General features: G+C 41.1%; 29 protein-coding genes. All 29 read left to right on the top strand.

The window, feature by feature from the left end; genetic code table 11:
• Positions 1 to 130 precede the first annotated feature (130 nt).
• Positions 131 to 3685 carry a DNA-directed RNA polymerase subunit beta gene (gene rpoB, locus K9B36_RS15360; RefSeq protein ID WP_223703241.1) on the top strand — a complete coding sequence of 1185 codons (3555 nt, stop codon included), beginning with the start codon at positions 131 to 133 and terminating at the stop codon, positions 3683 to 3685.
• A 66-nt stretch (positions 3686 to 3751) separates the two neighbouring features.
• Entirely contained in the window at positions 3752 to 7348 is a 3597-nt protein-coding gene (gene rpoC, locus K9B36_RS15355) for a DNA-directed RNA polymerase subunit beta' (RefSeq protein ID WP_223703240.1), read from the top strand.
• Positions 7349 to 7474: 126 nt separating this feature from the next.
• Positions 7475 to 7723 (top strand): 50S ribosomal protein L7ae-like protein, encoded by a 249-nt coding sequence (locus tag K9B36_RS15350; RefSeq protein WP_223703239.1) that lies wholly within the window; start codon positions 7475 to 7477, stop codon positions 7721 to 7723.
• A 102-nt stretch (positions 7724 to 7825) separates the two neighbouring features.
• Entirely contained in the window at positions 7826 to 8248 is a 423-nt protein-coding gene (gene rpsL / locus K9B36_RS15345; RefSeq protein ID WP_223703238.1) for a 30S ribosomal protein S12, read from the top strand.
• Between the two features lie 49 nt (positions 8249 to 8297).
• Positions 8298 to 8768, top strand: a complete 471-nt coding sequence (rpsG, locus tag K9B36_RS15340) for a 30S ribosomal protein S7 (protein WP_223703237.1) — start codon at positions 8298 to 8300, stop codon at positions 8766 to 8768.
• Positions 8769 to 8860: 92 nt separating this feature from the next.
• Complete coding sequence (fusA, locus tag K9B36_RS15335; protein ID WP_223703236.1) at positions 8861 to 10939, top strand: elongation factor G; 2079 nt, start codon at positions 8861 to 8863, stop codon at positions 10937 to 10939.
• A gap of 118 nt (positions 10940 to 11057) precedes the next feature.
• Positions 11058 to 12248, top strand: coding sequence for an elongation factor Tu (gene tuf / locus K9B36_RS15330; protein WP_223703235.1), 1191 nt, complete (start codon positions 11058 to 11060; stop codon positions 12246 to 12248).
• A 1550-nt stretch (positions 12249 to 13798) separates the two neighbouring features.
• Complete coding sequence (gene rpsJ, locus K9B36_RS15325) at positions 13799 to 14107, top strand: 30S ribosomal protein S10 (protein WP_010191483.1); 309 nt, start codon at positions 13799 to 13801, stop codon at positions 14105 to 14107.
• Positions 14108 to 14142: 35 nt separating this feature from the next.
• A complete protein-coding gene (rplC, locus tag K9B36_RS15320) occupies positions 14143 to 14772 on the top strand; it encodes a 50S ribosomal protein L3 (RefSeq protein WP_223703234.1) in 630 nt (209 codons plus the stop codon).
• Between the two features lie 25 nt (positions 14773 to 14797).
• The gene (rplD, locus tag K9B36_RS15315; RefSeq protein ID WP_223703232.1) at positions 14798 to 15421 is read left to right on the top strand and encodes a 50S ribosomal protein L4; all 624 of its coding nucleotides are present in this window, start codon (positions 14798 to 14800) and stop codon (positions 15419 to 15421) included.
• Complete coding sequence (gene rplW, locus K9B36_RS15310; protein ID WP_223703230.1) at positions 15421 to 15708, top strand: 50S ribosomal protein L23; 288 nt, start codon at positions 15421 to 15423, stop codon at positions 15706 to 15708. The genes rplD and rplW overlap by 1 nt, the downstream gene beginning before the upstream one ends.
• A 35-nt stretch (positions 15709 to 15743) precedes the next feature.
• Positions 15744 to 16574, top strand: a complete 831-nt coding sequence (rplB, locus tag K9B36_RS15305) for a 50S ribosomal protein L2 (RefSeq protein WP_223703228.1) — start codon at positions 15744 to 15746, stop codon at positions 16572 to 16574.
• Between the two features lie 57 nt (positions 16575 to 16631).
• A complete protein-coding gene (gene rpsS / locus K9B36_RS15300) occupies positions 16632 to 16910 on the top strand; it encodes a 30S ribosomal protein S19 (RefSeq protein ID WP_223703227.1) in 279 nt (92 codons plus the stop codon).
• Positions 16911 to 16929: 19 nt separating this feature from the next.
• The gene (gene rplV / locus K9B36_RS15295; protein ID WP_223703226.1) at positions 16930 to 17271 is read left to right on the top strand and encodes a 50S ribosomal protein L22; all 342 of its coding nucleotides are present in this window, start codon (positions 16930 to 16932) and stop codon (positions 17269 to 17271) included.
• 3 nt (positions 17272 to 17274) lie between these two features.
• Complete coding sequence (gene rpsC / locus K9B36_RS15290) at positions 17275 to 17931, top strand: 30S ribosomal protein S3 (protein ID WP_223703225.1); 657 nt, start codon at positions 17275 to 17277, stop codon at positions 17929 to 17931.
• A gap of 1 nt (position 17932) precedes the next feature.
• Positions 17933 to 18367, top strand: a complete 435-nt coding sequence (rplP, locus tag K9B36_RS15285; protein WP_223703224.1) for a 50S ribosomal protein L16 — start codon at positions 17933 to 17935, stop codon at positions 18365 to 18367.
• The gene (rpmC, locus tag K9B36_RS15280) at positions 18357 to 18557 is read left to right on the top strand and encodes a 50S ribosomal protein L29 (RefSeq protein WP_010191499.1); all 201 of its coding nucleotides are present in this window, start codon (positions 18357 to 18359) and stop codon (positions 18555 to 18557) included. Before rplP ends, rpmC begins: the two co-directional genes overlap by 11 nt.
• 19 nt (positions 18558 to 18576) lie before the next feature.
• Positions 18577 to 18840, top strand: coding sequence for a 30S ribosomal protein S17 (gene rpsQ, locus K9B36_RS15275; protein WP_223703223.1), 264 nt, complete (start codon positions 18577 to 18579; stop codon positions 18838 to 18840).
• 42 nt (positions 18841 to 18882) lie between these two features.
• Positions 18883 to 19251, top strand: a complete 369-nt coding sequence (gene rplN, locus K9B36_RS15270) for a 50S ribosomal protein L14 (RefSeq protein WP_223703222.1) — start codon at positions 18883 to 18885, stop codon at positions 19249 to 19251.
• A gap of 34 nt (positions 19252 to 19285) precedes the next feature.
• A complete protein-coding gene (gene rplX, locus K9B36_RS15265; protein ID WP_223703221.1) occupies positions 19286 to 19597 on the top strand; it encodes a 50S ribosomal protein L24 in 312 nt (103 codons plus the stop codon).
• Between the two features lie 26 nt (positions 19598 to 19623).
• The gene (gene rplE / locus K9B36_RS15260) at positions 19624 to 20163 is read left to right on the top strand and encodes a 50S ribosomal protein L5 (protein ID WP_223703219.1); all 540 of its coding nucleotides are present in this window, start codon (positions 19624 to 19626) and stop codon (positions 20161 to 20163) included.
• A 32-nt stretch (positions 20164 to 20195) separates the two neighbouring features.
• On the top strand, positions 20196 to 20381 hold the full coding sequence (locus K9B36_RS15255; RefSeq protein WP_016429895.1) for a type Z 30S ribosomal protein S14: 186 nt from the start codon (positions 20196 to 20198) through the stop codon (positions 20379 to 20381).
• Between the two features lie 31 nt (positions 20382 to 20412).
• The gene (gene rpsH, locus K9B36_RS15250; protein WP_010191507.1) at positions 20413 to 20811 is read left to right on the top strand and encodes a 30S ribosomal protein S8; all 399 of its coding nucleotides are present in this window, start codon (positions 20413 to 20415) and stop codon (positions 20809 to 20811) included.
• A 31-nt stretch (positions 20812 to 20842) separates the two neighbouring features.
• Positions 20843 to 21379: a 50S ribosomal protein L6 gene (gene rplF / locus K9B36_RS15245; protein WP_223703217.1), complete on the top strand. Its 537-nt coding sequence runs from the start codon at positions 20843 to 20845 to the stop codon at positions 21377 to 21379.
• A 34-nt stretch (positions 21380 to 21413) separates the two neighbouring features.
• Positions 21414 to 21776: a 50S ribosomal protein L18 gene (gene rplR / locus K9B36_RS15240; protein ID WP_223703215.1), complete on the top strand. Its 363-nt coding sequence runs from the start codon at positions 21414 to 21416 to the stop codon at positions 21774 to 21776.
• Between the two features lie 17 nt (positions 21777 to 21793).
• Positions 21794 to 22294 (top strand): 30S ribosomal protein S5, encoded by a 501-nt coding sequence (gene rpsE / locus K9B36_RS15235; protein ID WP_223703213.1) that lies wholly within the window; start codon positions 21794 to 21796, stop codon positions 22292 to 22294.
• A gap of 13 nt (positions 22295 to 22307) precedes the next feature.
• Positions 22308 to 22490 carry a 50S ribosomal protein L30 gene (gene rpmD, locus K9B36_RS15230; protein ID WP_078382542.1) on the top strand — a complete coding sequence of 61 codons (183 nt, stop codon included), beginning with the start codon at positions 22308 to 22310 and terminating at the stop codon, positions 22488 to 22490.
• Between the two features lie 37 nt (positions 22491 to 22527).
• The gene (gene rplO / locus K9B36_RS15225) at positions 22528 to 22968 is read left to right on the top strand and encodes a 50S ribosomal protein L15 (RefSeq protein ID WP_223703211.1); all 441 of its coding nucleotides are present in this window, start codon (positions 22528 to 22530) and stop codon (positions 22966 to 22968) included.
• The gene (gene secY, locus K9B36_RS15220; RefSeq protein WP_223703210.1) at positions 22968 to 24260 is read left to right on the top strand and encodes a preprotein translocase subunit SecY; all 1293 of its coding nucleotides are present in this window, start codon (positions 22968 to 22970) and stop codon (positions 24258 to 24260) included. Before rplO ends, secY begins: the two co-directional genes overlap by 1 nt.
• The last annotated feature ends 14 nt before the right edge of the window (positions 24261 to 24274 follow it).

The raw sequence follows: 24274 nt of genomic DNA, 5'->3' as shown, positions 1-24274 counted from the left end.
AATCAATAGAGCGATTGTAAAAAAATGTGGTTTTCTGTATTGGAACCATTTTTCTTTTTTAACGTGAATTTCATGTTGAAAAATTTTTATGTTTGGCTTTAATAAATGCTTGATACGAGGGGTGAATCAGTTGACAGGTCAACTAGTTCAATACGGACGACACCGCCAACGCAGAAGTTATGCTCGCATTAGTGAAGTATTAGAATTACCAAATCTAATAGAAATTCAAACCTCTTCTAACCAATGGTTCCTTGATGAAGGTTTGAGAGAAATGTTTCATGATATTTCTCCTATTGAGGACTTCACTGGAAATCTATCGTTGGAATTTATCGACTATAGCTTAGGGGAACCTAAATATTCCGTTGAAGAATCAAAGGAAAGAGATGTTACATACTCAGCTCCTTTACGTGTGAAGGTTCGTCTCATTAACAAAGAAACTGGTGAAGTAAAAGACCAGGATGTATTTATGGGTGATTTCCCATTGATGACGGATACTGGTACGTTCGTTATTAATGGTGCAGAACGTGTTATCGTTTCTCAGTTAGTTCGTTCTCCAAGTGTGTATTATAACGGGAAATTAGATAAAAATGGTAAAAAGGGCTTTTCTGCTACTGTTATTCCAAACCGTGGTGCATGGTTAGAATACGAAACGGATGCAAAAGATGTTGTATATGTTCGTATAGATCGTACTCGTAAACTACCAGTAACGGTTCTTTTGCGTGCCCTTGGATTTGGATCTGATCAAGAGATTATTGATCTTCTTGGGGAAAACGAGTACCTGCGAAATACCTTAGATAAGGATAACACAGAAAGTTCCGAGAAGGCATTACTAGAAATATATGAGCGTCTACGCCCTGGTGAACCACCAACGGTTGAAAACGCTAAAAGCTTATTAGAATCCAGATTCTTCGACCCGAAGCGTTATGACTTAGCAAGTGTTGGAAGATACAAGATTAATAAAAAGCTTCATATCAAAAATAGACTTTTCAACCAGCGCATTGCTGAAACTTTAGTAGACCCTGAAACAGGGGAGATTATTGTTGAAAAAGGTACTCTACTAGATCGTAGAACATTAGACCGGATTTTACCTAACATAGAGGACGGTATTGGTCTAACTTCCTTCCATCCACGTGGTGTGATAGATAAAGAAGTGCCGATGCAATCGATTAAAATCTATTCTCCAAACGACTCAGAAGGCGAGAAGGAAATTCTGGTCCTTGGTAATGGGTTTATAGATGAAAAAGTGAAGCATATTGCTCCATCAGATATTATTGCTTCAATCAGTTATTTCTTCAACCTTTTACATGGTGTAGGAGATACCGATGATATTGACCACCTAGGTAACCGCCGTTTACGTTCTGTTGGTGAACTTCTTCAAAATCAGTTCCGTATCGGTTTATCCAGAATGGAGCGTGTCGTTCGTGAAAGAATGTCTATTCAGGACACGAACACGATTACTCCTCAACAATTAATCAATATTCGTCCGGTTATTGCATCTATTAAAGAGTTTTTTGGAAGCTCCCAGCTATCTCAATTTATGGATCAAACCAATCCATTAGCAGAGCTAACACATAAACGTAGATTATCTGCACTTGGACCTGGTGGTTTAACACGTGAACGTGCAGGGTTTGAAGTTCGTGACGTTCACTACTCTCACTACGGACGTATGTGCCCGATTGAGACACCAGAGGGACCAAACATCGGACTTATCAACTCCCTTTCTTCTTTTGCTAAAGTAAATAAATTTGGTTTTATTGAAACGCCTTACCGCAGGGTAGACCCTGAATCAGGTAAAGTAACAAACCAATTTGATTACTTGACTGCTGACGAAGAGGATAACTATGTAGTAGCCCAAGCGAATGCTCGCCTAGGCGAAGATGGTACATTCCTTGATGAAAATGTGGTTGCTCGTTTCCGTGGAGAGAACACGGTTGTTATAAGCGAAAGAATCGACTATATGGATGTATCCCCAAAACAGGTAGTATCTGCTGCAACAGCATGTATTCCTTTCTTGGAAAATGATGACTCCAACCGTGCTCTTATGGGTGCGAACATGCAACGTCAAGCTGTTCCATTATTGCAACCGGAATCACCGATTGTTGGAACAGGTATGGAGCATGTTTCAGCTAAAGACTCCGGTGCGGCTGTTATCTGTCGCCACCCTGGTGTTGTTGAACGCGTGGAAGCACGTGAAGTTCTAGTTCGTCGCATGGAAGAAGTCGATGGTCAACTTGTAAAAGGAAACCTTGATAAATATAGAATGCAGAAATTTATTCGTTCTAACCAAGGTACCTGCTATAATCAACGACCAATCGTTTCTGTAGGAGATCAAGTTACTAAAGGAGAAATCCTGGCAGATGGACCTTCTATGGAAAAAGGAGAACTAGCTCTTGGACGCAACGTAATGGTTGGTTTCATGACATGGGATGGTTACAACTACGAGGATGCAATTATCATGAGTGAGCGCCTGGTAAAAGATGATGTATACACTTCTATCCATATTGAAGAATATGAGTCAGAAGCCCGTGATACGAAGCTTGGACCAGAAGAAATCACTCGCGATATTCCAAACGTAGGAGAAGATGCGCTAAAGAATCTGGATGATCGCGGGATTATCAGAGTCGGTGCAGAAGTGAAAGATGGAGACCTTCTTGTAGGTAAGGTTACGCCTAAAGGTGTAACGGAGCTTACTGCAGAAGAGCGTCTTTTACATGCAATATTTGGAGAAAAAGCAAGAGAAGTACGTGATACATCACTAAGAGTTCCTCATGGTGGTGGCGGTATCGTGCTAGACGTAAAAGTATTTAATCGTGAAGACGGAGATGAACTGCCACCTGGTGTGAACCAATTAGTTCGAGCGTATATCGTTCAGAAGCGTAAAATTTCTGAAGGAGATAAAATGGCTGGACGACATGGTAACAAAGGGGTAATCTCTCGTATCTTACCGGAAGAAGATATGCCGTATCTACCGGATGGCACACCGATTGACATTATGTTAAATCCTCTAGGAGTACCTTCCCGTATGAATATCGGACAGGTATTAGAGCTTCACTTAGGTATGGCTGCCAGAACGCTCGGGATTCATGTTGCTTCCGCTGTATTTGACGGTGCACGTGAGGAAGATGTTTGGAGCACTTTAGAAGAGGCAGGCATGGCAAGGGATGCAAAAACTGTTCTATATGATGGAAGAACAGGCGAACCATTTGATAGCCGAGTGTCAGTAGGGATCATGTACATGATCAAGCTTGCCCACATGGTTGACGATAAGTTGCATGCTCGTTCAACTGGACCATATTCTCTTGTTACACAACAACCATTGGGTGGTAAAGCTCAATTCGGTGGACAGCGTTTCGGAGAGATGGAAGTATGGGCACTTGAAGCATATGGTGCTGCTTATACACTTCAAGAGATTTTAACTGTTAAATCAGATGATGTGGTAGGACGTGTGAAAACGTACGAAGCCATCGTTAAAGGTGAAAACGTTCCTGAACCAGGTGTTCCTGAATCGTTCAAAGTATTAATCAAAGAGCTTCAAAGCTTAGGAATGGATGTAAAAATCCTTTCAGGTGATGAAAAAGAAATTGAAATGAGAGACTTGGAAGAGGATGAAGAACAAGCCTCGGAAGGTATTTCATTAGATTCAGAGCAGCCGGAAGTAGTAAAAGAAACTGTAGCTAAAGACTAATGACCTATAGGACTTTAAAGATAAGCATTTGGGTAGATCCTGTAGATTATAAGGGAGGTAGGCCCCTTGCTAGATGTTAACAATTTTGAGTATATGAAGATAGGTCTTGCTTCACCAGATAAGATCAGATCATGGTCTTTCGGAGAAGTGAAGAAGCCTGAGACAATAAATTATCGTACATTAAAACCAGAAAAAGATGGGTTATTCTGTGAACGAATCTTCGGTCCTACAAAGGACTGGGAGTGTCACTGTGGTAAATACAAGCGCGTCCGTTATAAGGGCGTCGTTTGTGACCGCTGTGGAGTAGAAGTAACAAGAGCAAAAGTCCGACGTGAACGCATGGGTCACATCGAGCTTGCTGCTCCTGTATCTCACATCTGGTATTTCAAAGGTATTCCAAGTCGCATGGGACTTGTTCTTGACATGTCCCCGCGTGCATTGGAAGAAGTAATATATTTTGCATCATACGTAGTTACGGAAACAGGGGATACACCTTTAGAGAAAAAGCAATTGCTTTCCGAAAAGGAATTCCGTGCATACCGTGAAAAATATGGTCAAACCTTCCAAGCTGGGATGGGTGCGGAAGCGATCAGAAAACTTCTTTTTGATATCGATTTGGAAAAAGAAGCTGACTCATTAAAAGAGGAACTTAAAACTGCTCAAGGGCAACGTCGTACAAGAGCAATTAAGCGTTTAGAAGTGTTAGAGTCCTTCAGAGGATCTGGAAACGAGCCGTCCTGGATGGTTCTTGACGTTCTTCCTGTCATTCCTCCTGAATTACGTCCGATGGTTCAATTAGATGGTGGCCGTTTCGCCACTTCCGATTTAAATGATTTGTACCGCCGTGTTATCAACCGTAACAACCGTTTAAAACGTTTACTGGACCTTGGTGCTCCGAGTATCATTGTTCAAAACGAAAAGCGTATGCTACAAGAAGCTGTTGATGCATTAATAGATAATGGTCGTCGTGGCCGTCCTGTAACAGGACCAGGTAACAGACCATTAAAATCTCTTTCTCACATGCTAAAAGGGAAGCAAGGACGTTTCCGTCAGAACCTATTAGGTAAACGTGTTGACTATTCAGGTCGTTCCGTTATCGTTGTAGGTCCTAACTTAAAAATGTACCAATGTGGTTTGCCAAAAGAAATGGCGTTAGAGCTTTTCAAACCTTTCGTAATGAAAGAGCTTGTGGAACGTGGTCTAGCGCATAACATTAAGAGTGCTAAGCGTAAGATTGAACGCGTGCAGCCAGAGGTTTGGGATGTATTGGAATCTGTAATCAGAGAACATCCAGTACTACTTAACCGTGCACCAACCCTTCACAGACTAGGTATTCAAGCGTTTGAACCTACACTTGTAGAAGGCCGTGCAATCCGTCTTCACCCGCTTGTATGTACTGCATACAATGCCGACTTTGATGGCGACCAAATGGCGGTTCACGTACCACTGTCCGCAGAAGCTCAGGCTGAAGCACGTATTTTAATGCTTGCTGCACAGAACATCTTGAACCCGAAAGATGGAAAGCCTGTAGTTACTCCTTCACAGGATATGGTACTTGGTAACTACTACTTAACTTTAGAACGTGAAGCCGCAGTTGGAGAAGGAATGGTATTTAAAGATACGAACGAAGCGTTGATCGCCTATGCAAATGGCTATGTTCACTTGCACACTCGTGTAGCGGTTTATGCAGGATCTTTGGATAACGAAACCTTTACTCCTGAACAAAAACAAAAGCTTCTTATTACAACTGTCGGTAAGTTAATCTTTAACGAGATTCTTCCGCCGTCTTTCCCTTATATCAATGAACCAACAAAATACAATCTTGAGGTTAATACCCCTGAGAGGTACTTTGTTGAAAAGGGAGCAAATGTGAAGGAAGCAATACAACAACAAGAGATTATTGATCCGTTTAAGAAGAAGATCCTTGGAAATGTTATTGCGGAAGTATTCAAACGCTTCAAGATTACCGAAACGTCTAAAATGCTTGATCGCATGAAAAACCTTGGATTCCGTTATTCTACAAAAGCTGGTATTACAGTTGGTGTAGCAGATATCGTGGTTCTTAAAGAAAAAGAAGAAATCTTAGTTGAAGCTCAAACTAAAGTAGATACAGTTCTCAAACAGTTCCGCCGTGGTCTAATTACAGAGGAAGAGCGCTATGATCGTGTTATTTCTATCTGGAGTGCTGCGAAGGATAATATTCAGAACAAGCTTATGCAGTCCTTACCACGCTTGAATCACATCTTTATGATGAGTGATTCCGGAGCCCGTGGTAACGCATCTAACTTTACACAGTTAGCTGGTATGCGTGGACTGATGGCCAATCCATCTGGACGTATTATTGAACTTCCGATTAAATCTAGTTTCCGCGAAGGTTTAACGGTTCTCGAATACTTTATCTCTACCCATGGTGCACGTAAAGGTCTTGCAGATACAGCACTTAAGACTGCCGATTCAGGTTACCTGACTCGTCGTCTAGTAGATGTAGCGCAAGATGTTATCGTCCGGGAAAAAGATTGCGGAACAGACCGTGGATTACACATCACTGCTTTAAAAGATGGCACAGAGATAATCGAAAAACTAGAAGAACGTCTAATAGGACGCTATGCTAGAAAAGCGATTAAACACCCAGAAACAGGGGAAGTTCTAGTTGCTGAGAATGATCTGATTACAGAAGATATCGCAACAAATATCACTGAAGCAGGCATTGAGGATGTTTGGATCCGCTCTGTGTTTACATGTAATACACGTCACGGAGTATGTAATAAGTGTTACGGACGTAACTTGGCGACTGGTTTAGAAGTAGAGGTAGGAGAAGCAGTAGGTATCATTGCTGCACAATCTATCGGTGAACCAGGAACACAGTTAACGATGCGTACATTCCATACAGGTGGGGTAGCAGGAGACGATATCACGCAAGGTTTACCTCGTATTCAAGAAATATTTGAAGCGCGTAATCCGAAGGGTCAAGCGGTAATTTCTGAAATTGAAGGTGTTGTTACTGCCATCAACGAAGTGAAAGACCGTCAGCAAGAAATCACTGTACAAGGTGAAGTGGAAACGAGAACCTATACAGTACCTTACACTGCACGCTTGAAAGTTGGCGTGAACACAGAAGTGGTTCGTGGTCAAGAGCTTACAGATGGTTCGATTGATCCGAAAGAACTTCTTAAAGTGAAAGATATGAATGCTGTACAAGAGTATCTATTACTTGAAGTTCAAAAAGTATACCGTATGCAAGGGGTAGAAATTGGAGATAAGCACGTAGAGGTTATGGTGCGTCAGATGCTACGTAAAGTACGCGTTATTGATGCAGGAGACACAGATGTGTTACCAGGCAGCCTTCTTGATATCCACCAGTTCACCGATGCAAACGAGCGAGTGCTATTTGGAGGCAAAACGCCTGCAACCGGTCGTCCGGTCTTACTAGGTATTACAAAAGCATCTCTTGAAACAGATTCGTTCTTATCTGCCGCTTCCTTCCAAGAAACAACAAGAGTCTTAACAGACGCTGCAATTAAAGGAAAACGCGATGAGTTACTAGGCTTAAAAGAGAATGTTATTATCGGTAAGCTAGTTCCGGCTGGTACAGGTATGAACCGTTACCGTAAGTTCGATCTTACAAAAAGTGTAGGAAAAGAAGCACCTGTAACGGTAGAATAACAGAAAGATTGTCGGGGTATCCCGACAATCTTTTCCTTGTTATTTTAAATAAGGTTGACATTCAAAAATAGAGATGGTAATATAGCAAAGGTGCTTATATAACCTGTTGCTTTGGAGGATATATTAATGTCTTATGAAAAAGTGATGCAGGCAAACACCTTCATTGTTGGTACAAAACAAACAGTGAAGGCGCTGAAATCCGGAACAGTAAAAGAGGTTGTTATTGCAGAGGATGCCGATGTGATTGTCACACAGAAAGTTATCCATACTGCAAAAGAGAACAACATACCAATTGTAAAAGTAGACTCGATGAAAAAACTCGGGAAAGCTTGCGGGATTGAAGTTGGTGCCTCAGCTGTTGCGATCATTCAATAAAAACTGTTTTTGTGAGTGTGGATTCACAAAGGCTTTGTTTTTTACCTTAAAATGAACCACCTGGATATGTGGTCTTAAAAAGTGAGGAAGGAGGAATTCTAAATGCCTACTATTAACCAGTTAGTACGTAAAGGTCGTACAAGTAAAGTTGTAAATTCAAAATCTCCAGCTTTAAATAAAGGGTATAACAGCTTCAAAAAAGCGCAAACTGATGTGTCTTCACCTCAAAAGCGTGGTGTTTGTACTCGTGTTGGTACAATGACACCGAAAAAACCGAACTCCGCATTACGTAAATATGCTCGTGTTCGTTTAACTAACCAAATTGAGGTAACTGCTTATATCCCAGGTATCGGTCATAACTTACAAGAGCATAGCGTGGTTTTAATCCGCGGAGGTCGTGTAAAGGATTTACCGGGAGTACGTTATCACATCGTACGTGGAGCGCTTGATACTGCGGGAGTTACAAACCGTATGCAAAGCCGTTCTAAATACGGAACTAAAAGACCAAAAGCACCTAAGAAATAATAGAATTCGAATTGCTTAAACTTAAGTAATACGAAAGGAGGAAAAGAATATGCCACGTAAAGGCCCTGTTGCAAAAAGAGACGTTTTACCAGATCCGTTATATAACTCTAAGCTGGTAACTCGCCTTATTAATAAATTAATGGTTGATGGTAAAAGAGGAAAATCTCAAGCTATCATCTATAATGCATTTAAACTAGTTGGTGAGCGTTCCGGACAAGAACCTATGGAAGTGTTCGAACAAGCAATGAAAAACATCATGCCTGTTCTTGAAGTTAGAGCACGCCGTGTAGGTGGAGCTAACTACCAAGTACCAGTTGAGGTGCGCCCTGAGCGTCGTACAACTCTAGGACTTCGTTATGTAGTTAACTACTCTCGTCTTCGTGGAGAAAAAACGATGGAAGAGCGTTTAGCTAACGAGATTTTAGACGCAGCTAACAACACTGGTGCATCCGTTAAAAAGCGTGAAGATATGCACAAAATGGCAGAAGCAAACAAAGCGTTTGCTCACTACCGCTGGTAAGATCACATATTATCTAAAGCTGTTAAGAATATCTTTAACAGCTTTAGGTATTAAAACAATAAAACTCGATACTTAGGAAGGAGATATACCATATGGCTAGAGAGTTCTCCTTAGATAAGACACGTAATATCGGTATCATGGCTCACATCGATGCTGGTAAAACAACTACAACTGAGCGTGTTTTGTTTTACACAGGACGTATTCATAAAATCGGCGAAACGCATGAAGGTGCATCTCAAATGGACTGGATGGCGCAGGAGCAAGAGCGTGGAATCACGATCACATCTGCTGCAACAACAGCTTCATGGAAAGGTCACCGCGTAAATATCATCGATACACCTGGACACGTAGACTTCACAGTTGAAGTTGAACGTTCCCTTCGTGTACTTGATGGTGCGGTAGCTGTTCTTGATGCTCAATCAGGTGTTGAACCTCAAACAGAAACAGTTTGGCGTCAAGCAACAACTTATGGTGTACCACGTATCGTGTTCGTTAACAAAATGGACAAGATCGGTGCAGACTTCTTATATTCTGTTGGTACAATCCATGACCGTCTACAAGCAAATGCTCATCCTATTCAACTTCCTATCGGAGCTGAAGATGACTTTGAAGGTATCATCGACTTAGTAGAAATGGAAGCTTACTTCTATGCAGATGACTTAGGAACTCGTTCTGAAGCAAAAGAGATTCCTGAAGAGTACAAAGAACAAGCTGCTGAGTATCGTCAACGCTTAGTAGAAGCAGTTGCAGAACTGGACGAAGAATTAATGATGAAGTATCTTGAAGGAGAAGAGCTTACAACAGAAGAGTTGAAGGCTACTATCCGTAAAGGTACATGTGACGTTGAATTCTACCCAGTAATCTGTGGTTCTGCATTCAAAAACAAAGGTGTACAATTAATGCTTGATGCTGTTGTTGATTACTTACCAGCACCAACAGATGTTCCAGCTATTAAAGGTACTCTTCCAGACACTGATGAAGAAGTTGCTCTTGAAGCTACTGATGATGGTCCATTCGCAGCATTAGCATTCAAAGTAATGACTGATCCTTATGTAGGTAAATTAACGTTCTTCCGTGTGTACTCAGGTTCACTGAACTCCGGATCTTACGTAATCAACTCTACAAAAGGTAAGCGTGAGCGTGTAGGACGTATTCTGCAAATGCATGCTAACAGCCGTGAAGAAATTCCAGTTGTATATGCTGGAGATATCGCAGCTGCAGTTGGTCTAAAAGATACTACAACTGGTGATACACTATGTGATGATAAAAGCCAAGTTATCTTAGAGTCCATGGAATTCCCAGAACCAGTTATCCAATTATCTGTTGAGCCTAAATCCAAGGCTGACCAAGATAAAATGACTACTGCATTGCAAAAGCTTCAAGAAGAAGATCCAACATTCCGTGCACATACTGATCCTGAAACGGGTCAAACAATCATCGCTGGTATGGGTGAACTTCACCTTGATATCCTTGTTGATCGTATGAAGCGTGAATTCAAAGTAGAAGCAAACGTTGGTGCTCCTCAGGTAGCATACCGTGAAACGTTCCGCGGCTCCGCAAAAGTTGAGGGTAAATTTGCTCGTCAATCAGGTGGTCGTGGTCAATTCGGACACGTTTGGATCGAATTCGAACCAAATGAAGAAGGAAAAGGCTTTGAATTTGAAAACAAAATCGTTGGTGGAGTAGTACCACGTGAATACGTACCTGCTGTACAAGCTGGTCTAGAAGATTCTATGAAAAACGGTGTACTTGCTGGTTACCAACTAATTGATGTTAAAGCTGCATTAGTTGATGGTTCTTACCATGATGTTGACTCCTCTGAGATGGCATTTAAAGTAGCTGCTTCTTTAGCTCTTAAAAACGCAGTATCTAAGTGTAACCCTGTTATTCTTGAGCCTGTTATGAGAGTAGAAGTTGTAACTCCTGAAGAATACATGGGAGATATCATGGGTGGTATTACATCTCGTCGTGGACGCGTAGAAGGAATGGAAGCACGCGGTAACGCTCAAGTTGTTCGCTCAATGGTTCCACTTTCTGAAATGTTCGGTTATGCAACGTCATTACGTTCTAACACACAAGGACGTGGTGTATTTACGATGCACTTTGACCACTACGAAGAAGTACCAAAATCAATTTCTGAAGAAATCATCAAAAAAAATAAAGGTGAATAATTGATTTTCATCTTACATTGATTTATAAATAGTATGTAGGCTAATAAGTGGAATTTATATTCGCTTGTTAATATCTCATATATAATAAAATTATTGAAATTCTAAGGAGGATATACTAATGGGTAAAGAGAAATTCGATAGATCCAAGACTCATGCTAATATCGGTACAATCGGACACGTTGACCATGGTAAAACAACTTTAACAGCTGCAATCACTACTGTTCTTGCAAAGCGCAGTGGTAAAGGTGCTGCAATGGCTTATGACATGATCGACGCGGCTCCAGAAGAAAGAGAGCGTGGAATCACTATTTCTACAGCTCACGTTGAGTACGAAACTGACTCTCGTCACTACGCACACGTTGACTGCCCAGGACATGCTGACTATGTTAAAAACATGATCACTGGTGCTGCACAAATGGACGGCGGAATCCTAGTAGTATCTGCTGCTGATGGCCCAATGCCACAAACTCGTGAGCACATTCTTTTATCTCGTCAAGTAGGTGTACCTTACCTTGTTGTATTCTTAAACAAATGTGACATGGTAGACGACGAAGAATTACTAGAATTAGTTGAAATGGAAGTTCGTGACTTACTAACTGAGTACGATTTCCCTGGAGACGATATTCCTGTAATTAAAGGTTCTGCACTTAAAGCTCTTGAAGGAGACGCTGAGTGGGAAGAAAGAATCGTAGAACTTATGGCTGCTGTTGATGAGTACATCCCAACACCACCACGTGACACTGAAAAGCCATTCATGATGCCAGTTGAGGACGTTTTCTCTATCACTGGTCGTGGAACTGTTGCTACAGGACGTGTTGAGCGTGGACAAGTTAAAGTTGGAGACACTATCGACATCATCGGTTTAACTGAAGAGCCTAAATCTACTACAGTAACTGGAGTAGAAATGTTCCGTAAGCTTCTTGACTATGCTGAAGCTGGAGACAACATCGGTGCACTTCTTCGTGGAGTAGCTCGTGACGACATCCAACGTGGACAAGTACTAGCTAAGCCTGGTACAATCACTCCACACACAAAGTTCAAAGCTGAAGTTTATGTACTATCTAAAGAAGAGGGTGGACGTCACACTCCATTCTTCACTAACTACCGTCCTCAGTTCTACTTCCGTACAACTGACGTAACTGGTATCTGCCAACTTCCTGAGGGAGTAGAAATGGTAATGCCTGGTGACAACGTTGAGATGACTGTTGAACTGATCTCTGCAATCGCAATCGAAGAAGGAACTAAGTTCTCTATTCGTGAAGGTGGCCGTACTGTAGGCGCTGGCGTAGTTGCTACAATCCAAGAGTAATCTTGATAAATAAAACCGGTACTCCTCTTTGAGGGGTGCCGGTTTTTTTGTGATGTTTTAAGGTGTACCAGAAACCGAGAAGCAAGTACATCTAAGTAAAAGCCTCTTTCTTAAGGATTGTTGCTATAAGCCCAAAAAAAATTCCTTTGGTTTTTACTGTGCGATTCACTCATGATAAAGAGTAATTTCTAAATTTAAAAGAAAAAGAGTACAAAAGCAAGGATTGTAACGAGTGGGACCCGCTTACGTAACAGCAACAATCGATGCGAAAACAGCCGTGCATCCCCTAAAGATGCGGCTCATATCCTGGTGCTTTGCGCAAATCGTCATGAGGTATGAAAAAAGCGTTCCGTGCGCAAATCTCGAGAAGTGGTGCGGAAAAACCGAGTTCCGTGCGCAAGTCCCGAGAAGTGTTACGAAAAACACGAATTCCGTGCACAAGTCCCTAGAAGTGGTACGCAACACCAGAATACCGCATGCAAGGCACCTCGAAATTTTCCCCACTAACTCCGTTAGAGGCTTATTTTGGGTCGAAATTCGATAGCTGGGCCAATTTTTTGGTCAATCTGAGATGATTGGTGGTTTCATTTAACACTTATTTGTCTATCATTTAGAAACTTTCGTGATTCGTTTAACACATTTTTTTCTTGGTTATCAACTTGCTGGGGAGTAGTGTAAGTCCCTTTGTTATAAAACTTATACTAGCTAGTGATCGTGTTAAAATAGATGAGCACTTGGAGTGGGGATGGCAAACTAATGTAGCATTAGTTTACTTGGCTGTTTTCGCATTGATTTTTGATATTGTGTAGTTTGTTTTAGCCTGGAGAGTTTTTAAGTTAACTTTGAAAGGTAGATGAATTTCAGGTTGTTAGATAAATTTTGAAATGTGTTAGACGAATCTTAACAAAAGCCGAACGAGCTCTCGACTAATATCCCCAATGAAGCAAACGCCTGTACCCTATCAGTATTAATCACATTAGGCAAAAGCTAAGCAACTGGTCTCCATATAAAACGATGAGTGCTGTTGATTGTGCTATTCCAACTTATGATTGCAGCAAAAGTCTGAGACTCTGATATCTGGTCGCGGTAGGCAGGAGACCCACCGGCCAGCCGCAGAGTCTACAGTCCCATCCCCTCGCACGCGCAGAACTTTGCGGAAATCTCCAGAGCTGTATAACAAAGTTAAAACTAAACCTAGCAATCCATCATCCTAATCCTACTTTCTTCTATAATAATGTAACTTCGCAGCCAACCAAACCGACCCTACTACAGAACACAAACCCACTGGAAAAAACTGATACACATAATTCCAGCAGTGCATGTTGCAATACAAACAACTTCTCGTTATAATAGGAAAAGTGCTCAGAGAATATATTTCAAATATAGTTGCATTGTCTATTAATTAAATGTATAATAGTTAATGTTGGTCTTTGACTGCGATGATGTGAAAGGTTGCTGACACACCCGGCCGCTTTGCCATGGCGAGTGTGACAGGTTTTTTCACGGAGAATGTCTATCAATAATATAGGCGAAAAAAGGAGGGAAAAATAATGGCAAAAGAAAAGATTCGCATTCGTTTGAAAGCTTACGATCACAGAATTCTAGATCAATCCTCAGAGAAAATTGTTGAAACTGCAAAACGTTCAGGTGCAACTGTTTCTGGACCGATCCCGTTACCAACGGAAAGATCTGTATACACGATTCTACGTGCGGTACACAAATATAAAGATTCTCGTGAGCAATTCGAAATGCGCACTCATAAGCGTTTAATCGATATCATTAACCCAACACCACAAACGGTTGACAGCTTAATGCGTTTAGATCTTCCATCAGGTGTGGACATTGAAATCAAGCTTTAATCAATAAATTACTTATTACCCAGGAGGTGTGACTGATGACCAAAGGAATCTTAGGAAGAAAAATTGGTATGACTCAAGTTTTTGCTGCAAACGGAGATCTTATCCCTGTTACAGTAATTGAAGCTACTCCAAACGTTGTTCTTCAAGTTAAAACTGTCGAAACAGACGGTTACGAAGCAGTTCAAATTGGATTTGCTGACAAAAGAGACAAATTAGCAAACAAGCCTGAAAAAGGGCATGCTTCAAAAGCTTCTACAACACCTAAGCGCTTCATTCGTGAAATCAGTGGAGTTAACTTAGAAACATACGAAGTTGGTCAAGAAGTCAAAGTTGATATTTTCGCAGAAGGCGATGCAATAGATGTTACAGGAATTTCAAAAGGTAAAGGGTTCCAAGGCTCCATTAAGCGTCATGGACAATCTCGCGGCCCTATGACTCACGGTTCCCGTTATCACCGTCGTCCTGGTTCTATGGGACCTGTTGCTCCAAACCGCGTATTTAAAGGTAAATTATTACCTGGTCGTATGGGTGGAGAACGCGTTACAATCCAGAACCTTGAAATCGTGAAAGTAGATACGGAACGTAACCTATTATTAGTAAAAGGTAACGTACCAGGCCCTAAAAAAGCATTAATCACAATTAAAAGTGCGGTAAAAGCAAACTAATTGTTTAGGAAAGGAGGAACTACAAATGCCTAAAGTAGCATTATACAATCAAACCGGCTCAAATGTTGGTGAAATTGAATTAGCAGATGCTGTGTTCGGTATTGAGCCAAATAACAGCGTATTGTTCGATGCAATCATTATGCAAAGAGCATCTCAACGTCAAGGTAACGCAAAAGTTAAAGGGCGTTCTGAAGTAGCTGGTGGTGGCCGTAAGCCATGGCGCCAAAAAGGTACAGGACGTGCACGTCAAGGTTCAATTCGTTCGCCACAATGGCGTGGTGGTGGTATCGTATTCGGTCCTACACCAAGAAGCTATAGCTATAAACTACCTAAAAAGGTACGTCGTCTAGCTATCAAATCTGCATTATCATCTAAAGTTCTAGAAAACGAATTACTAGTATTAGAAGGATTGGCTTTTGATGCACCAAAGACAAAAGAAATGACTTCTGTATTAAAAGGGTTGGAAATCAACCGTAAAGCATTGATCGTAACAGCTGATGACAGCGAAAACGTTGCGTTATCTGCTCGTAATATCCCTGGAGTAACTGTTGTTACTGTAACTGGTGTGAACGTATTAGACGTTGTTAACCACGATAAAGTAATCTTTACGAAAGACGCTGTTCAAAAATTAGAGGAGGTGCTTGCATAATGAGAGATCATCGTGATGTTCTTAAGCGCCCCGTGATTACTGAGCGTTCTACTGATTTAATGACAGAAAAGAAATACACTTTTGAAGTTGATGTTAGATCAAACAAAACTGAAGTGAAAGATGCTGTAGAAGCAATCTTTGGCGTAACAGTTGAAAAGGTAAACATCATGAACTACAAAGGTAAATTCCGTCGTGTAGGTCGTCATAGCGGACTAACTAACCGTCGCAGAAAAGCGATTGTTACATTAAAAGCTGATAGCAAAGAAATCGAATTCTTCGAAGTTTAATAAAATAACATCATCATTGAAAAGGAGGGAAAAAGATGGCGATTAAAAAATACAAACCAACCTCTAACGGACGTCGCGGCATGACAGTATCTGACTTTGCAGAGATTACTACTGACAAACCAGAAAAAAGCTTGCTAGCTCCGATCCACAGAAAAGGTGGTCGTAATAATCAAGGTAAACTGACAGTTCGTCACCAAGGTGGTGGACATAAGCGTCAATACCGCGTCATCGACTTCAAACGTGATAAAGATGGTATACCAGGACGCGTTGCTACAATCGAGTATGATCCAAACCGTTCTTCCAATATCGCGTTAATCAACTATGCAGACGGGGAAAAGCGTTACATCCTGGCTCCTAAGAATTTAGAAGTAGGAATGCAAGTAATGGCTGGACCGGAAGCAGATATTAAAGTGGGTAATGCTCTACCTCTAATCAACATCCCAGTAGGTACAGTTATTCACAATATCGAATTAAAACCAGGTAAAGGTGGACAATTAGTTCGCTCAGCAGGTACATCTGCTCAAGTACTTGGTAAAGAAGGTAAATATGTACTTGTACGTTTAACTTCTGGTGAAACTCGTATGATCTTATCTACTTGTCGTGCTACTGTAGGTCAAGTTGGTAACGAACAACACGAACTTATCAACATTGGTAAAGCAGGACGTTCTCGTTGGATGGGTATTCGCCCAACTGTACGTGGTTCTGTAATGAACCCTAACGATCACCCACACGGTGGTGGTGAAGGACGTTCACCAATCGGACGTAAATCACCTATGACTCCATGGGGCAAACCAACTCTTGGATTCAAAACTCGTAAGAAGAAAAACAAGTCTGACAAGTTTATCGTTCGTCGTCGTAAAAAATAACGGGGTTGCACTACGGTTCACAGGAGCCGTAGATCAATCACGAAGGGAGGTTTCCACATGGGTCGCAGCTTGAAGAAAGGGCCTTTTGTAGATGATCATTTAATCAGCAAGATTGAAAAGTTAAATGAAACTGAGGGTAAACAAGTTGTTAAAACTTGGTCTCGACGTTCTACTATATTCCCACAATTTATCGGACATACAATCGCAGTATATGATGGCCGCAAACACGTACCAGTGTATGTGACAGAAGACATGGTAGGTCACAAGCTTGGAGAATTCGCTCCATCTCGTACTTACAAAGGTCATGCAAATGATGATAAGAAAACAAAACGCTAATTAGAGAGGAGGCTTTTACATGCAAGCTAAAGCTGTTGCAAGAACAGTTCGTATTGCTCCTCGTAAAGCTCGTCTAGTTATGGATTTAATTCGAGGCAAGCAAGTAGGCGAGGCAGTAGCTATTTTGACTTTAACACCAAAGGCTGCTTCCCCAGTAATCGAAAAGGTTCTAAAATCCGCTATTGCTAACGCAGAGCATAATTATGAAATGGATGCTAACGCACTAATCATCACTGAGGCATACGTAAATGAAGGTCCAACTTTAAAACGTTTCCGCCCTCGTGCAATGGGTCGTGCTAGTCAAATCAACAAACGTACTAGCCACATTACAATCGTGGTATCAGAAAAGAAGGAGGGATAATCAGTGGGTCAAAAGGTAAATCCAATTGGACTTCGTGTAGGTATAATTCGTGATTGGGAATCTAAATGGTACGCAGGAAAAGATTATGCAAACCTGCTTCATGAAGATATCAAAGTTCGCGAATATATTACAAAACGTCTAAGTGACGCTTCTGTATCTAAAGTAGAAATCGAACGTGCTGCTAATCGCCTGAACGTAACTGTTCACACTGCTAAGCCAGGAATGGTTATCGGTAAAGGTGGTTCTGAAGTTGAAGCACTTCGTAAAGCACTTAACCAGTTAACTGGTAAACGTGTACACATCAACATCCTTGAAATCAAAAGAGCTGATTTAGACGCTTTACTAGTAGCTGAAAACATCGCTCGTCAATTAGAAAACCGTGTATCTTTCCGTCGTGCTCAAAAGCAAGCAATTCAACGCGCTATGCGTGCTGGTGCGAAAGGTATTAAAACGATGGTTTCTGGTCGTCTTGGTGGCGCAGATATCGCTCGTTCTGAACATTATAGTGAAGGAACAGTTCCACTTCATACTCTTCGCGCTGATATTGACTATGGTACAGCAGAAGCTGATACAACTTACGGTAAATTAGGTGTGAAAGTTTGGATCTACCGTGGAGAGGTCCTTCCGACAAAGAAGAAATCAGAGGAAGGAGGAAAATAATATGTTATTACCAAAACGCGTAAAATATCGCCGCGAACATCGTGGAAAAATGCGTGGTAAAGCGAAAGGCGGCACTGAAGTGCATTTCGGGGAGTTCGGATTACAATCCACTGAAGCTTCTTGGATCACTAACCGTCAAATCGAATCAGCACGTCGTGCGATGACTCGTCATATGAAACGTGGCGGTAAAGTTTGGATTAAAATTTTCCCTTCAAAACCATACACTGCAAAACCTCTAGAGGTCCGAATGGGTTCCGGTAAAGGTGCACCAGAAGGATGGGTAGCAGTTGTTAAACCTGGAAAGGTTATGTTTGAAATTTCAGGTGTATCTGAAGAAATAGCTCGTGAAGCATTACGTTTAGCTGCACACAAGTTGCCTGTTAAATGTAAATTTGTAAAACGTGAAGAAATTGGTGGTGAAACTAATGAAAGCTAATGAACTACGTGATCTAACCACTGCCGAGATAGAGCAAAAAGTGAAATCTTTAAAAGAAGAGTTATTTAACTTACGCTTTCAATTAGCGACTGGTCAATTAGAAAACACTGCTCGTATTCGCGAAGTACGCAAGTCAATCGCTCGTATGAAAACAGTAGTTCGCGAGAGAGAGATCGCTTCTAACAAATAAATAAGAGGAGGTTCGCGAAATGAGTGAACGTAACCAACGTAAAGTTTACACTGGTCGTGTTGTGTCTGATAAAATGGACAAAACAATCACGGTTCTTGTAGAAACTTACAAAACTCACGCACTCTACGGCAAACGTGTTAGGTACTCTAAAAAGTACAAGGCGCATGATGAAAATAGTGAAGCAAAAACTGGCGATATCGTTAAAATCATGGAGACTCGTCCATTATCATCAACAAAGCGTTTCCGTTTAGTAGAAGTAGTAGAAAAAGCTGTAATTATCTAATATTTATGTTCGGATGATAAATTCCGAAGGGAGGTACCATGCATGATTCAACAAGAATCTCGTTTGAAAGTTGCTGATAACTCAGGTGCTCGTGAAGTACTAGCAATTAAAGTATTAGGTGGATCTGGTCGTCGTTACGCGAACATTGGTGATGTTATTGTTTGTACAGTAAAACAAGCAACACCAGGAGGCGTTGTTAAAAAAGGTGACGTAGTGAAAGCTGTAGTAGTGCGCACAAAACGCGGAGCTCGTCGTAATGACGGATCCTATATCCGTTTTGATGAGAACGCATGCGTAATTATCAAGGACGATAAGAGCCCTCGTGGAACTCGTATCTTCGGACCAGTTGCACGTGAATTACGTGATAACAACTACATGAAGATCGTATCATTAGCTCCAGAAGTTATCTAATATAAGAATTGATGTGTCAAGGAGGTGCGAAAGGATGCATGTAAAAAAAGGTGATAAAGTTCAAGTTATCTCTGGTAAGGATAAAGGTAAACAAGGCGTAATCCTTGAATCTTTTCCTAAGAAAGACCGTGTTCTTGTAGAAGGTGTAAACATCGTGAAAAAACATGCTAAACCGTCACAAGAAAATCCTCAAGGTGGAATTATCAACCGCGAGGCACCTATTCATGTATCAAACGTTATGCCTTTAGATCCGAAGTCCGGTGAACCGACTAGAGTTGGATACAAGGTAGTTGACGGTACAAAAGTACGTGTTGCGAAAAAATCAGGTGAAACTTTTAGTAAATAGAACGTTGAAGAAAGGAGGTACTTTTGATGAACCGCCTAAAAGAAAAGTATCAAAGCGAAATTATTCCTGCTCTAATGGGCAAGTTTGAATATAAATCAGTTATGCAAGCTCCAAAGCTTGAAAAGATTGTTATTAACATGGGTGTTGGTGATGCAGTATCAAATTCAAAAGCGTTAGATAGCGCTGTAGAAGAGTTAACGTCAATCACTGGACAAAGACCTATCGTAACTAAAGCTAAAAAATCTATCGCTGGTTTCCGTCTTCGTGAAGGTATGCCAATTGGTGCGAAAGTTACATTACGCGGTGAGCGTATGTATGAATTCCTAGATAAGTTAGTATCTGTATCTTTACCTCGTGTTCGTGACTTCCGTGGAATCTCTAAGAAGTCATTTGATGGCCGTGGGAACTACACTCTTGGTGTAAAAGAACAGCTTATCTTCCCTGAGATCGATTATGATAAAGTAAGCAAAGTACGTGGCATGGATATCGTTATTGTTACAACAGCTAACACAGACGAAGAAGCTCGTGAGCTTTTATCCTCATTCGGTATGCCATTCCAAAAATAATACCGACGCTATTAGTAGAGGGAGGCGAAATTGTGGCTAAAAAATCAATGATTGCGAAACAAAAGCGTACACCTAAACATAACGTGCAAGCTTATACTCGTTGTGAACGTTGTGGTCGTCCACATTCTGTGTTACGTAAGTTTAAGCTTTGCCGTATTTGTTTCCGTGAATTAGCTTATAAAGGCCAAATTCCTGGCGTTAAAAAAGCAAGTTGGTAAAACCCGATAATTGGGAAGGAGGTAAATTTAAATGGTTATGACAGATCCTATTGCAGATATGCTTACTCGCATCCGTAATGCGAATATGGTACGTCACGAGAAGCTTGAACTTCCTGCTTCTAAAATCAAAAAAGAAGTAGCTGAAATCTTAAAGCGTGAAGGTTTCGTTCGTGATGTAGAATTTATCGAAGACAACAAACAAGGTATCATTCGTATTTTCCTAAAATACGGAGCTAACAATGAGCGTGTAATCACTGGTCTTAAGCGTATCAGTAAGCCAGGTCTTCGTGTTTATGCTAAAGCAAACGAAGTACCACGTGTATTAAACGGTTTAGGTATTGCGATCATCTCTACTTCTCAAGGTGTTATCACTGATAAAGAAGCTCGTCAAAAACAAGCTGGTGGAGAAGTATTAGCATACGTTTGGTAATAATTTCTTTAAATGAACGGAGGTGTAACTCATGTCACGTGTAGGTAAAAAACCTATTGAAATCCCAACTGGGGTTACAATTACAAACGACAACAATACAGTAACGGTAAAAGGTCCTAAAGGCGAATTGACTCGTACTTTTAACCAAGATATGGCTATCACTATTGAAGAGAACGTTCTAACAATCGTTCGTCCAACTGATAGCAAAGAACATCGTACAATCCACGGAACAACTCGCGCCCTATTGAACAACATGGTTCAAGGTGTAACAGCTGGTTTCGAAAGAGGATTAGAACTTATCGGGGTTGGTTACCGTGCTTCTAAGCAAGGTAACAAATTAGTCCTGAACGTAGGTTACTCTCATCCAGTAGAAATCACACCTGAACAAGGTGTTGAAGTGGATGTACCAACAAATACAAAGATCCTTATTAAAGGTATCGATAAAGAACGCGTAGGTGCTCTAGCAGCAAACATTCGTGACGTACGTCCACCAGAACCTTACAAAGGTAAAGGGATTCGTTATGAAGGAGAACATGTACGCCGTAAAGAAGGTAAAACTGCGAAGTAATAGCGCATAGCCGATAGAAAGGAGTGACTGCAAGATGATTACAAAACCTGATAAAAACTCTACTCGTAAGAAAAGACACACTCGTGTTCGTGCTAAGTTATCAGGAACTGCAACTCGTCCTCGTCTAAATGTGTTCCGTTCAAACCAACACATTTACGCACAAGTTATCGACGATTTAAACTCTGTAACAATCGCAAGTGCTTCAACACTTGATAAAGAGTTAGGTTCTGATAACGGAAGCAACGTAGACTCAGCAAAACAAGTTGGTGAATTAGTTGCAAAGCGTGCAATTGAAAAAGGTATCAAATCCGTAGTATTCGACCGCGGAGGATACTTATATCATGGCCGTGTAAAGGCATTAGCAGATGCTGCACGTGAGGCTGGCTTAGAATTTTAAACAAAGGAGGGACACTAATGCGTAGTATTGACCCAAACAAATTAGAACTTGAAGAACGCGTTGTTACGGTTAACCGTGTTGCAAAAGTAGTAAAAGGTGGACGTCGCTTCCGCTTTGCTGCTCTTGTAGTAGTAGGTGACAAAAACGGTAATGTTGGTTTTGGTACTGGTAAAGCTCAAGAAGTACCAGAAGCTATCCGTAAAGCAATTGAAGATGCGAAAAAGAACTTAGTTGCTGTACCTATTGTTGGTACAACAATTCCTCACTTAGTACTTGGAGAATTTGGTTCTGGAGAAATCCTATTAAAGCCTGCTTCTGAAGGTACTGGGGTTATCGCTGGAGGACCAGTTCGTGCAGTACTAGAATTAGCTGGTGTTCAAGACATCCTTTCTAAATCTTTAGGATCTAACACACCAATTAACATGATCCGCGCTACTCTTAACGGATTAAAGCAATTGAAGACAGCAGAAGACGTTGCTAAATTGCGTGGTAAAACGGTAGAAGAACTGTTAGGATAAGGAGGGAAACAAAATGGCAAACAAATTAGCAATCACCCTCACTCGCAGTGTAATCGGTCGTCCACAGGACCAACGTGTGACTGTTCAAACGCTTGGTTTGAAAAAAATGAACCAAACAGTTATCCATGAGGATAACGCAGCTATCCGTGGAATGATTAACAAGGTATCTCACCTTGTTACTGTGAACGAGCAATAAGATAGATAGAGGCTTTATTAAATAAGGAGGTGCCACAATGAAACTTCATGAGTTAAAACCAACAGAAGGATCCCGCAAAGAACGCAATCGTGTTGGACGCGGAACAGGATCTGGTAACGGAAAAACTTCTGGTAAAGGTCATAAGGGTCAAAATGCACGCTCAGGCGGTGGCGTTCGTCCTGGATTTGAAGGTGGTCAAACACCTCTATTCCAACGCTTACCTAAGCGCGGATTCACGAACATCCATCGTAAAGAGTTTGCTATTATCAACCTTGATACGCTTAACCGCTTCGAAGACGGAACAGAAGTAACACCTGAATTACTGATTGAAACAGGTTTAGTTAGCAAATTAAACGCTGGATTAAAAGTATTAGGTAACGGTTCTATCGAGAAAAAGCTTACAGTTCGTGCTCATAAATTCTCTTCAGCCGCTAAAGAAGCTATCGAAGCAGCTGGCGGATCAGTTGAGGTGATTTAATGTTCCAGACATTCTCCAATTTTATGCGCGTGGGTGATATAAGAAAGAAAATAGTTTTCACCCTATTAATGCTAGTCATATTCCGTATCGGTACGTTTATCCCAGTACCAGGGGTAAACTCTGACATATTGAAATTCCAAGATGAGTTTAGTGTGTTCGGTATCATGAATACCTTTGGTGGTGGAGCTCTTGAAAACTTCTCGATTTTAGCCATGGGTGTAATGCCATACATCACAGCGTCCATCATTGTGCAGCTTTTACAAATGGATGTTGTTCCTAAGTTTACGGAGTGGTCAAAACAAGGAGAAGTTGGACGTCGCAAATTAGCTCAATTCACTAGATACTTTACAATCGTGCTTGGATTTATCCAGGCAATTGGTATGTCTATAGGTTTTAATAATTTGGCTGATGGTCAATTGATTAATAACCCGAGTCCTACTACTTATCTTTTAATCGCGGTAGTGTTAACTGCTGGAACTGCATTCTTGATGTGGCTTGGTGAGCAGATCACAGCAAATGGAGTTGGGAATGGTATTTCTATTCTTATCTTCGCTGGGATTGTTGCAGCTATTCCAAATGGAGCAAACCAGATTTATGCACAACAAATTGAGGATGCTGGAGATCAGTTGTTCTTAAATCTAGTTATCGTTGCTTTAATCATTCTTGCACTTTTAGCTGTTATTGTAGGTGTTATCTTTATCCAACAAGCATTACGTAAAATCCCGATCCAGTATGCTAAAAAAGTATCCGGGCGTAGTCCAGTTGGAGGACATTCTTCACACTTACCGTTAAAGGTGAATGCTGCAGGAGTAATACCTGTTATCTTCGCCGTATCTTTCATCATCACTCCACCGACAATTGCGTCTTTCTTTGGTCCAAACGATGTTACAGAATGGATCACGACGGTATTTGATTATACGAAGCCAATTGGTATGGTAGTGTATGTAGCTCTTATAATTGCCTTTACGTATTTCTATACATTTGTTCAGTCTAATCCTGAGCAAATGGCAGAGAACTTAAAGAAACAAGGCGGGTATATCCCTGGGATTCGTCCTGGAGTTAATACACAAGAATATCTAACTAAGATTATGTATCGACTTACTTTTGTAGGGGCGATATTCTTAGCTGGTATCTCTATTCTCCCTGTTATCTTTATGCAAATAGCTGGACTTCCACCAGCAGTTCAAATCGGTGGAACTAGTCTCCTAATCGTTGTCGGTGTTGCACTGGAAACGATGAAGCAACTAGAAAGCCAGTTAGTAAAGCGTCATTATAAAGGGTTTATCAAGTAATGAAGTAATTGGGA

Source organism: Sutcliffiella deserti, assembly GCF_020037475.1.
In the GTDB taxonomy this organism is placed as follows: Bacteria; Bacillota; Bacilli; order Bacillales; family Bacillaceae_I; genus Sutcliffiella_A; species Sutcliffiella_A deserti.
This window is presented reverse-complemented; position numbering and strand designations above follow the sequence as displayed.

Bases quoted from the DNA above. Each gene is read 5' to 3' on its own strand.
- rplX (WP_223703221.1), top strand. From the start codon at position 19,286: ATGCATGTAAAAAAAGGTGATAAAGTTCAAGTTATCTCTGGTAAGGAT.
- rpsJ (WP_010191483.1), top strand. From the start codon at position 13,799: ATGGCAAAAGAAAAGATTCGCATTCGTTTGAAAGCTTACGATCACAGA.
- rplV (WP_223703226.1), top strand. From the start codon at position 16,930: ATGCAAGCTAAAGCTGTTGCAAGAACAGTTCGTATTGCTCCTCGTAAA.
- rpsE (WP_223703213.1), top strand. From the start codon at position 21,794: ATGCGTAGTATTGACCCAAACAAATTAGAACTTGAAGAACGCGTTGTT.
- rplR (WP_223703215.1), top strand. From the start codon at position 21,414: ATGATTACAAAACCTGATAAAAACTCTACTCGTAAGAAAAGACACACT.
- secY (WP_223703210.1), top strand. From the start codon at position 22,968: ATGTTCCAGACATTCTCCAATTTTATGCGCGTGGGTGATATAAGAAAG.
- fusA (WP_223703236.1), top strand. From the start codon at position 8,861: ATGGCTAGAGAGTTCTCCTTAGATAAGACACGTAATATCGGTATCATG.
- rplD (WP_223703232.1), top strand. From the start codon at position 14,798: ATGCCTAAAGTAGCATTATACAATCAAACCGGCTCAAATGTTGGTGAA.
- rpmC (WP_010191499.1), top strand. From the start codon at position 18,357: ATGAAAGCTAATGAACTACGTGATCTAACCACTGCCGAGATAGAGCAA.
- rplC (WP_223703234.1), top strand. From the start codon at position 14,143: ATGACCAAAGGAATCTTAGGAAGAAAAATTGGTATGACTCAAGTTTTT.
- rpsH (WP_010191507.1), top strand. From the start codon at position 20,413: ATGGTTATGACAGATCCTATTGCAGATATGCTTACTCGCATCCGTAAT.
- tuf (WP_223703235.1), top strand. From the start codon at position 11,058: ATGGGTAAAGAGAAATTCGATAGATCCAAGACTCATGCTAATATCGGT.
- rplF (WP_223703217.1), top strand. From the start codon at position 20,843: ATGTCACGTGTAGGTAAAAAACCTATTGAAATCCCAACTGGGGTTACA.
- rplE (WP_223703219.1), top strand. From the start codon at position 19,624: ATGAACCGCCTAAAAGAAAAGTATCAAAGCGAAATTATTCCTGCTCTA.
- rplW (WP_223703230.1), top strand. From the start codon at position 15,421: ATGAGAGATCATCGTGATGTTCTTAAGCGCCCCGTGATTACTGAGCGT.
- rplO (WP_223703211.1), top strand. From the start codon at position 22,528: ATGAAACTTCATGAGTTAAAACCAACAGAAGGATCCCGCAAAGAACGC.
- rplP (WP_223703224.1), top strand. From the start codon at position 17,933: ATGTTATTACCAAAACGCGTAAAATATCGCCGCGAACATCGTGGAAAA.
- K9B36_RS15350 (WP_223703239.1), top strand. From the start codon at position 7,475: ATGTCTTATGAAAAAGTGATGCAGGCAAACACCTTCATTGTTGGTACA.
- rpsS (WP_223703227.1), top strand. From the start codon at position 16,632: ATGGGTCGCAGCTTGAAGAAAGGGCCTTTTGTAGATGATCATTTAATC.
- rpmD (WP_078382542.1), top strand. From the start codon at position 22,308: ATGGCAAACAAATTAGCAATCACCCTCACTCGCAGTGTAATCGGTCGT.
- rpsL (WP_223703238.1), top strand. From the start codon at position 7,826: ATGCCTACTATTAACCAGTTAGTACGTAAAGGTCGTACAAGTAAAGTT.
- rpsQ (WP_223703223.1), top strand. From the start codon at position 18,577: ATGAGTGAACGTAACCAACGTAAAGTTTACACTGGTCGTGTTGTGTCT.
- rplB (WP_223703228.1), top strand. From the start codon at position 15,744: ATGGCGATTAAAAAATACAAACCAACCTCTAACGGACGTCGCGGCATG.
- rpsG (WP_223703237.1), top strand. From the start codon at position 8,298: ATGCCACGTAAAGGCCCTGTTGCAAAAAGAGACGTTTTACCAGATCCG.
- rplN (WP_223703222.1), top strand. From the start codon at position 18,883: ATGATTCAACAAGAATCTCGTTTGAAAGTTGCTGATAACTCAGGTGCT.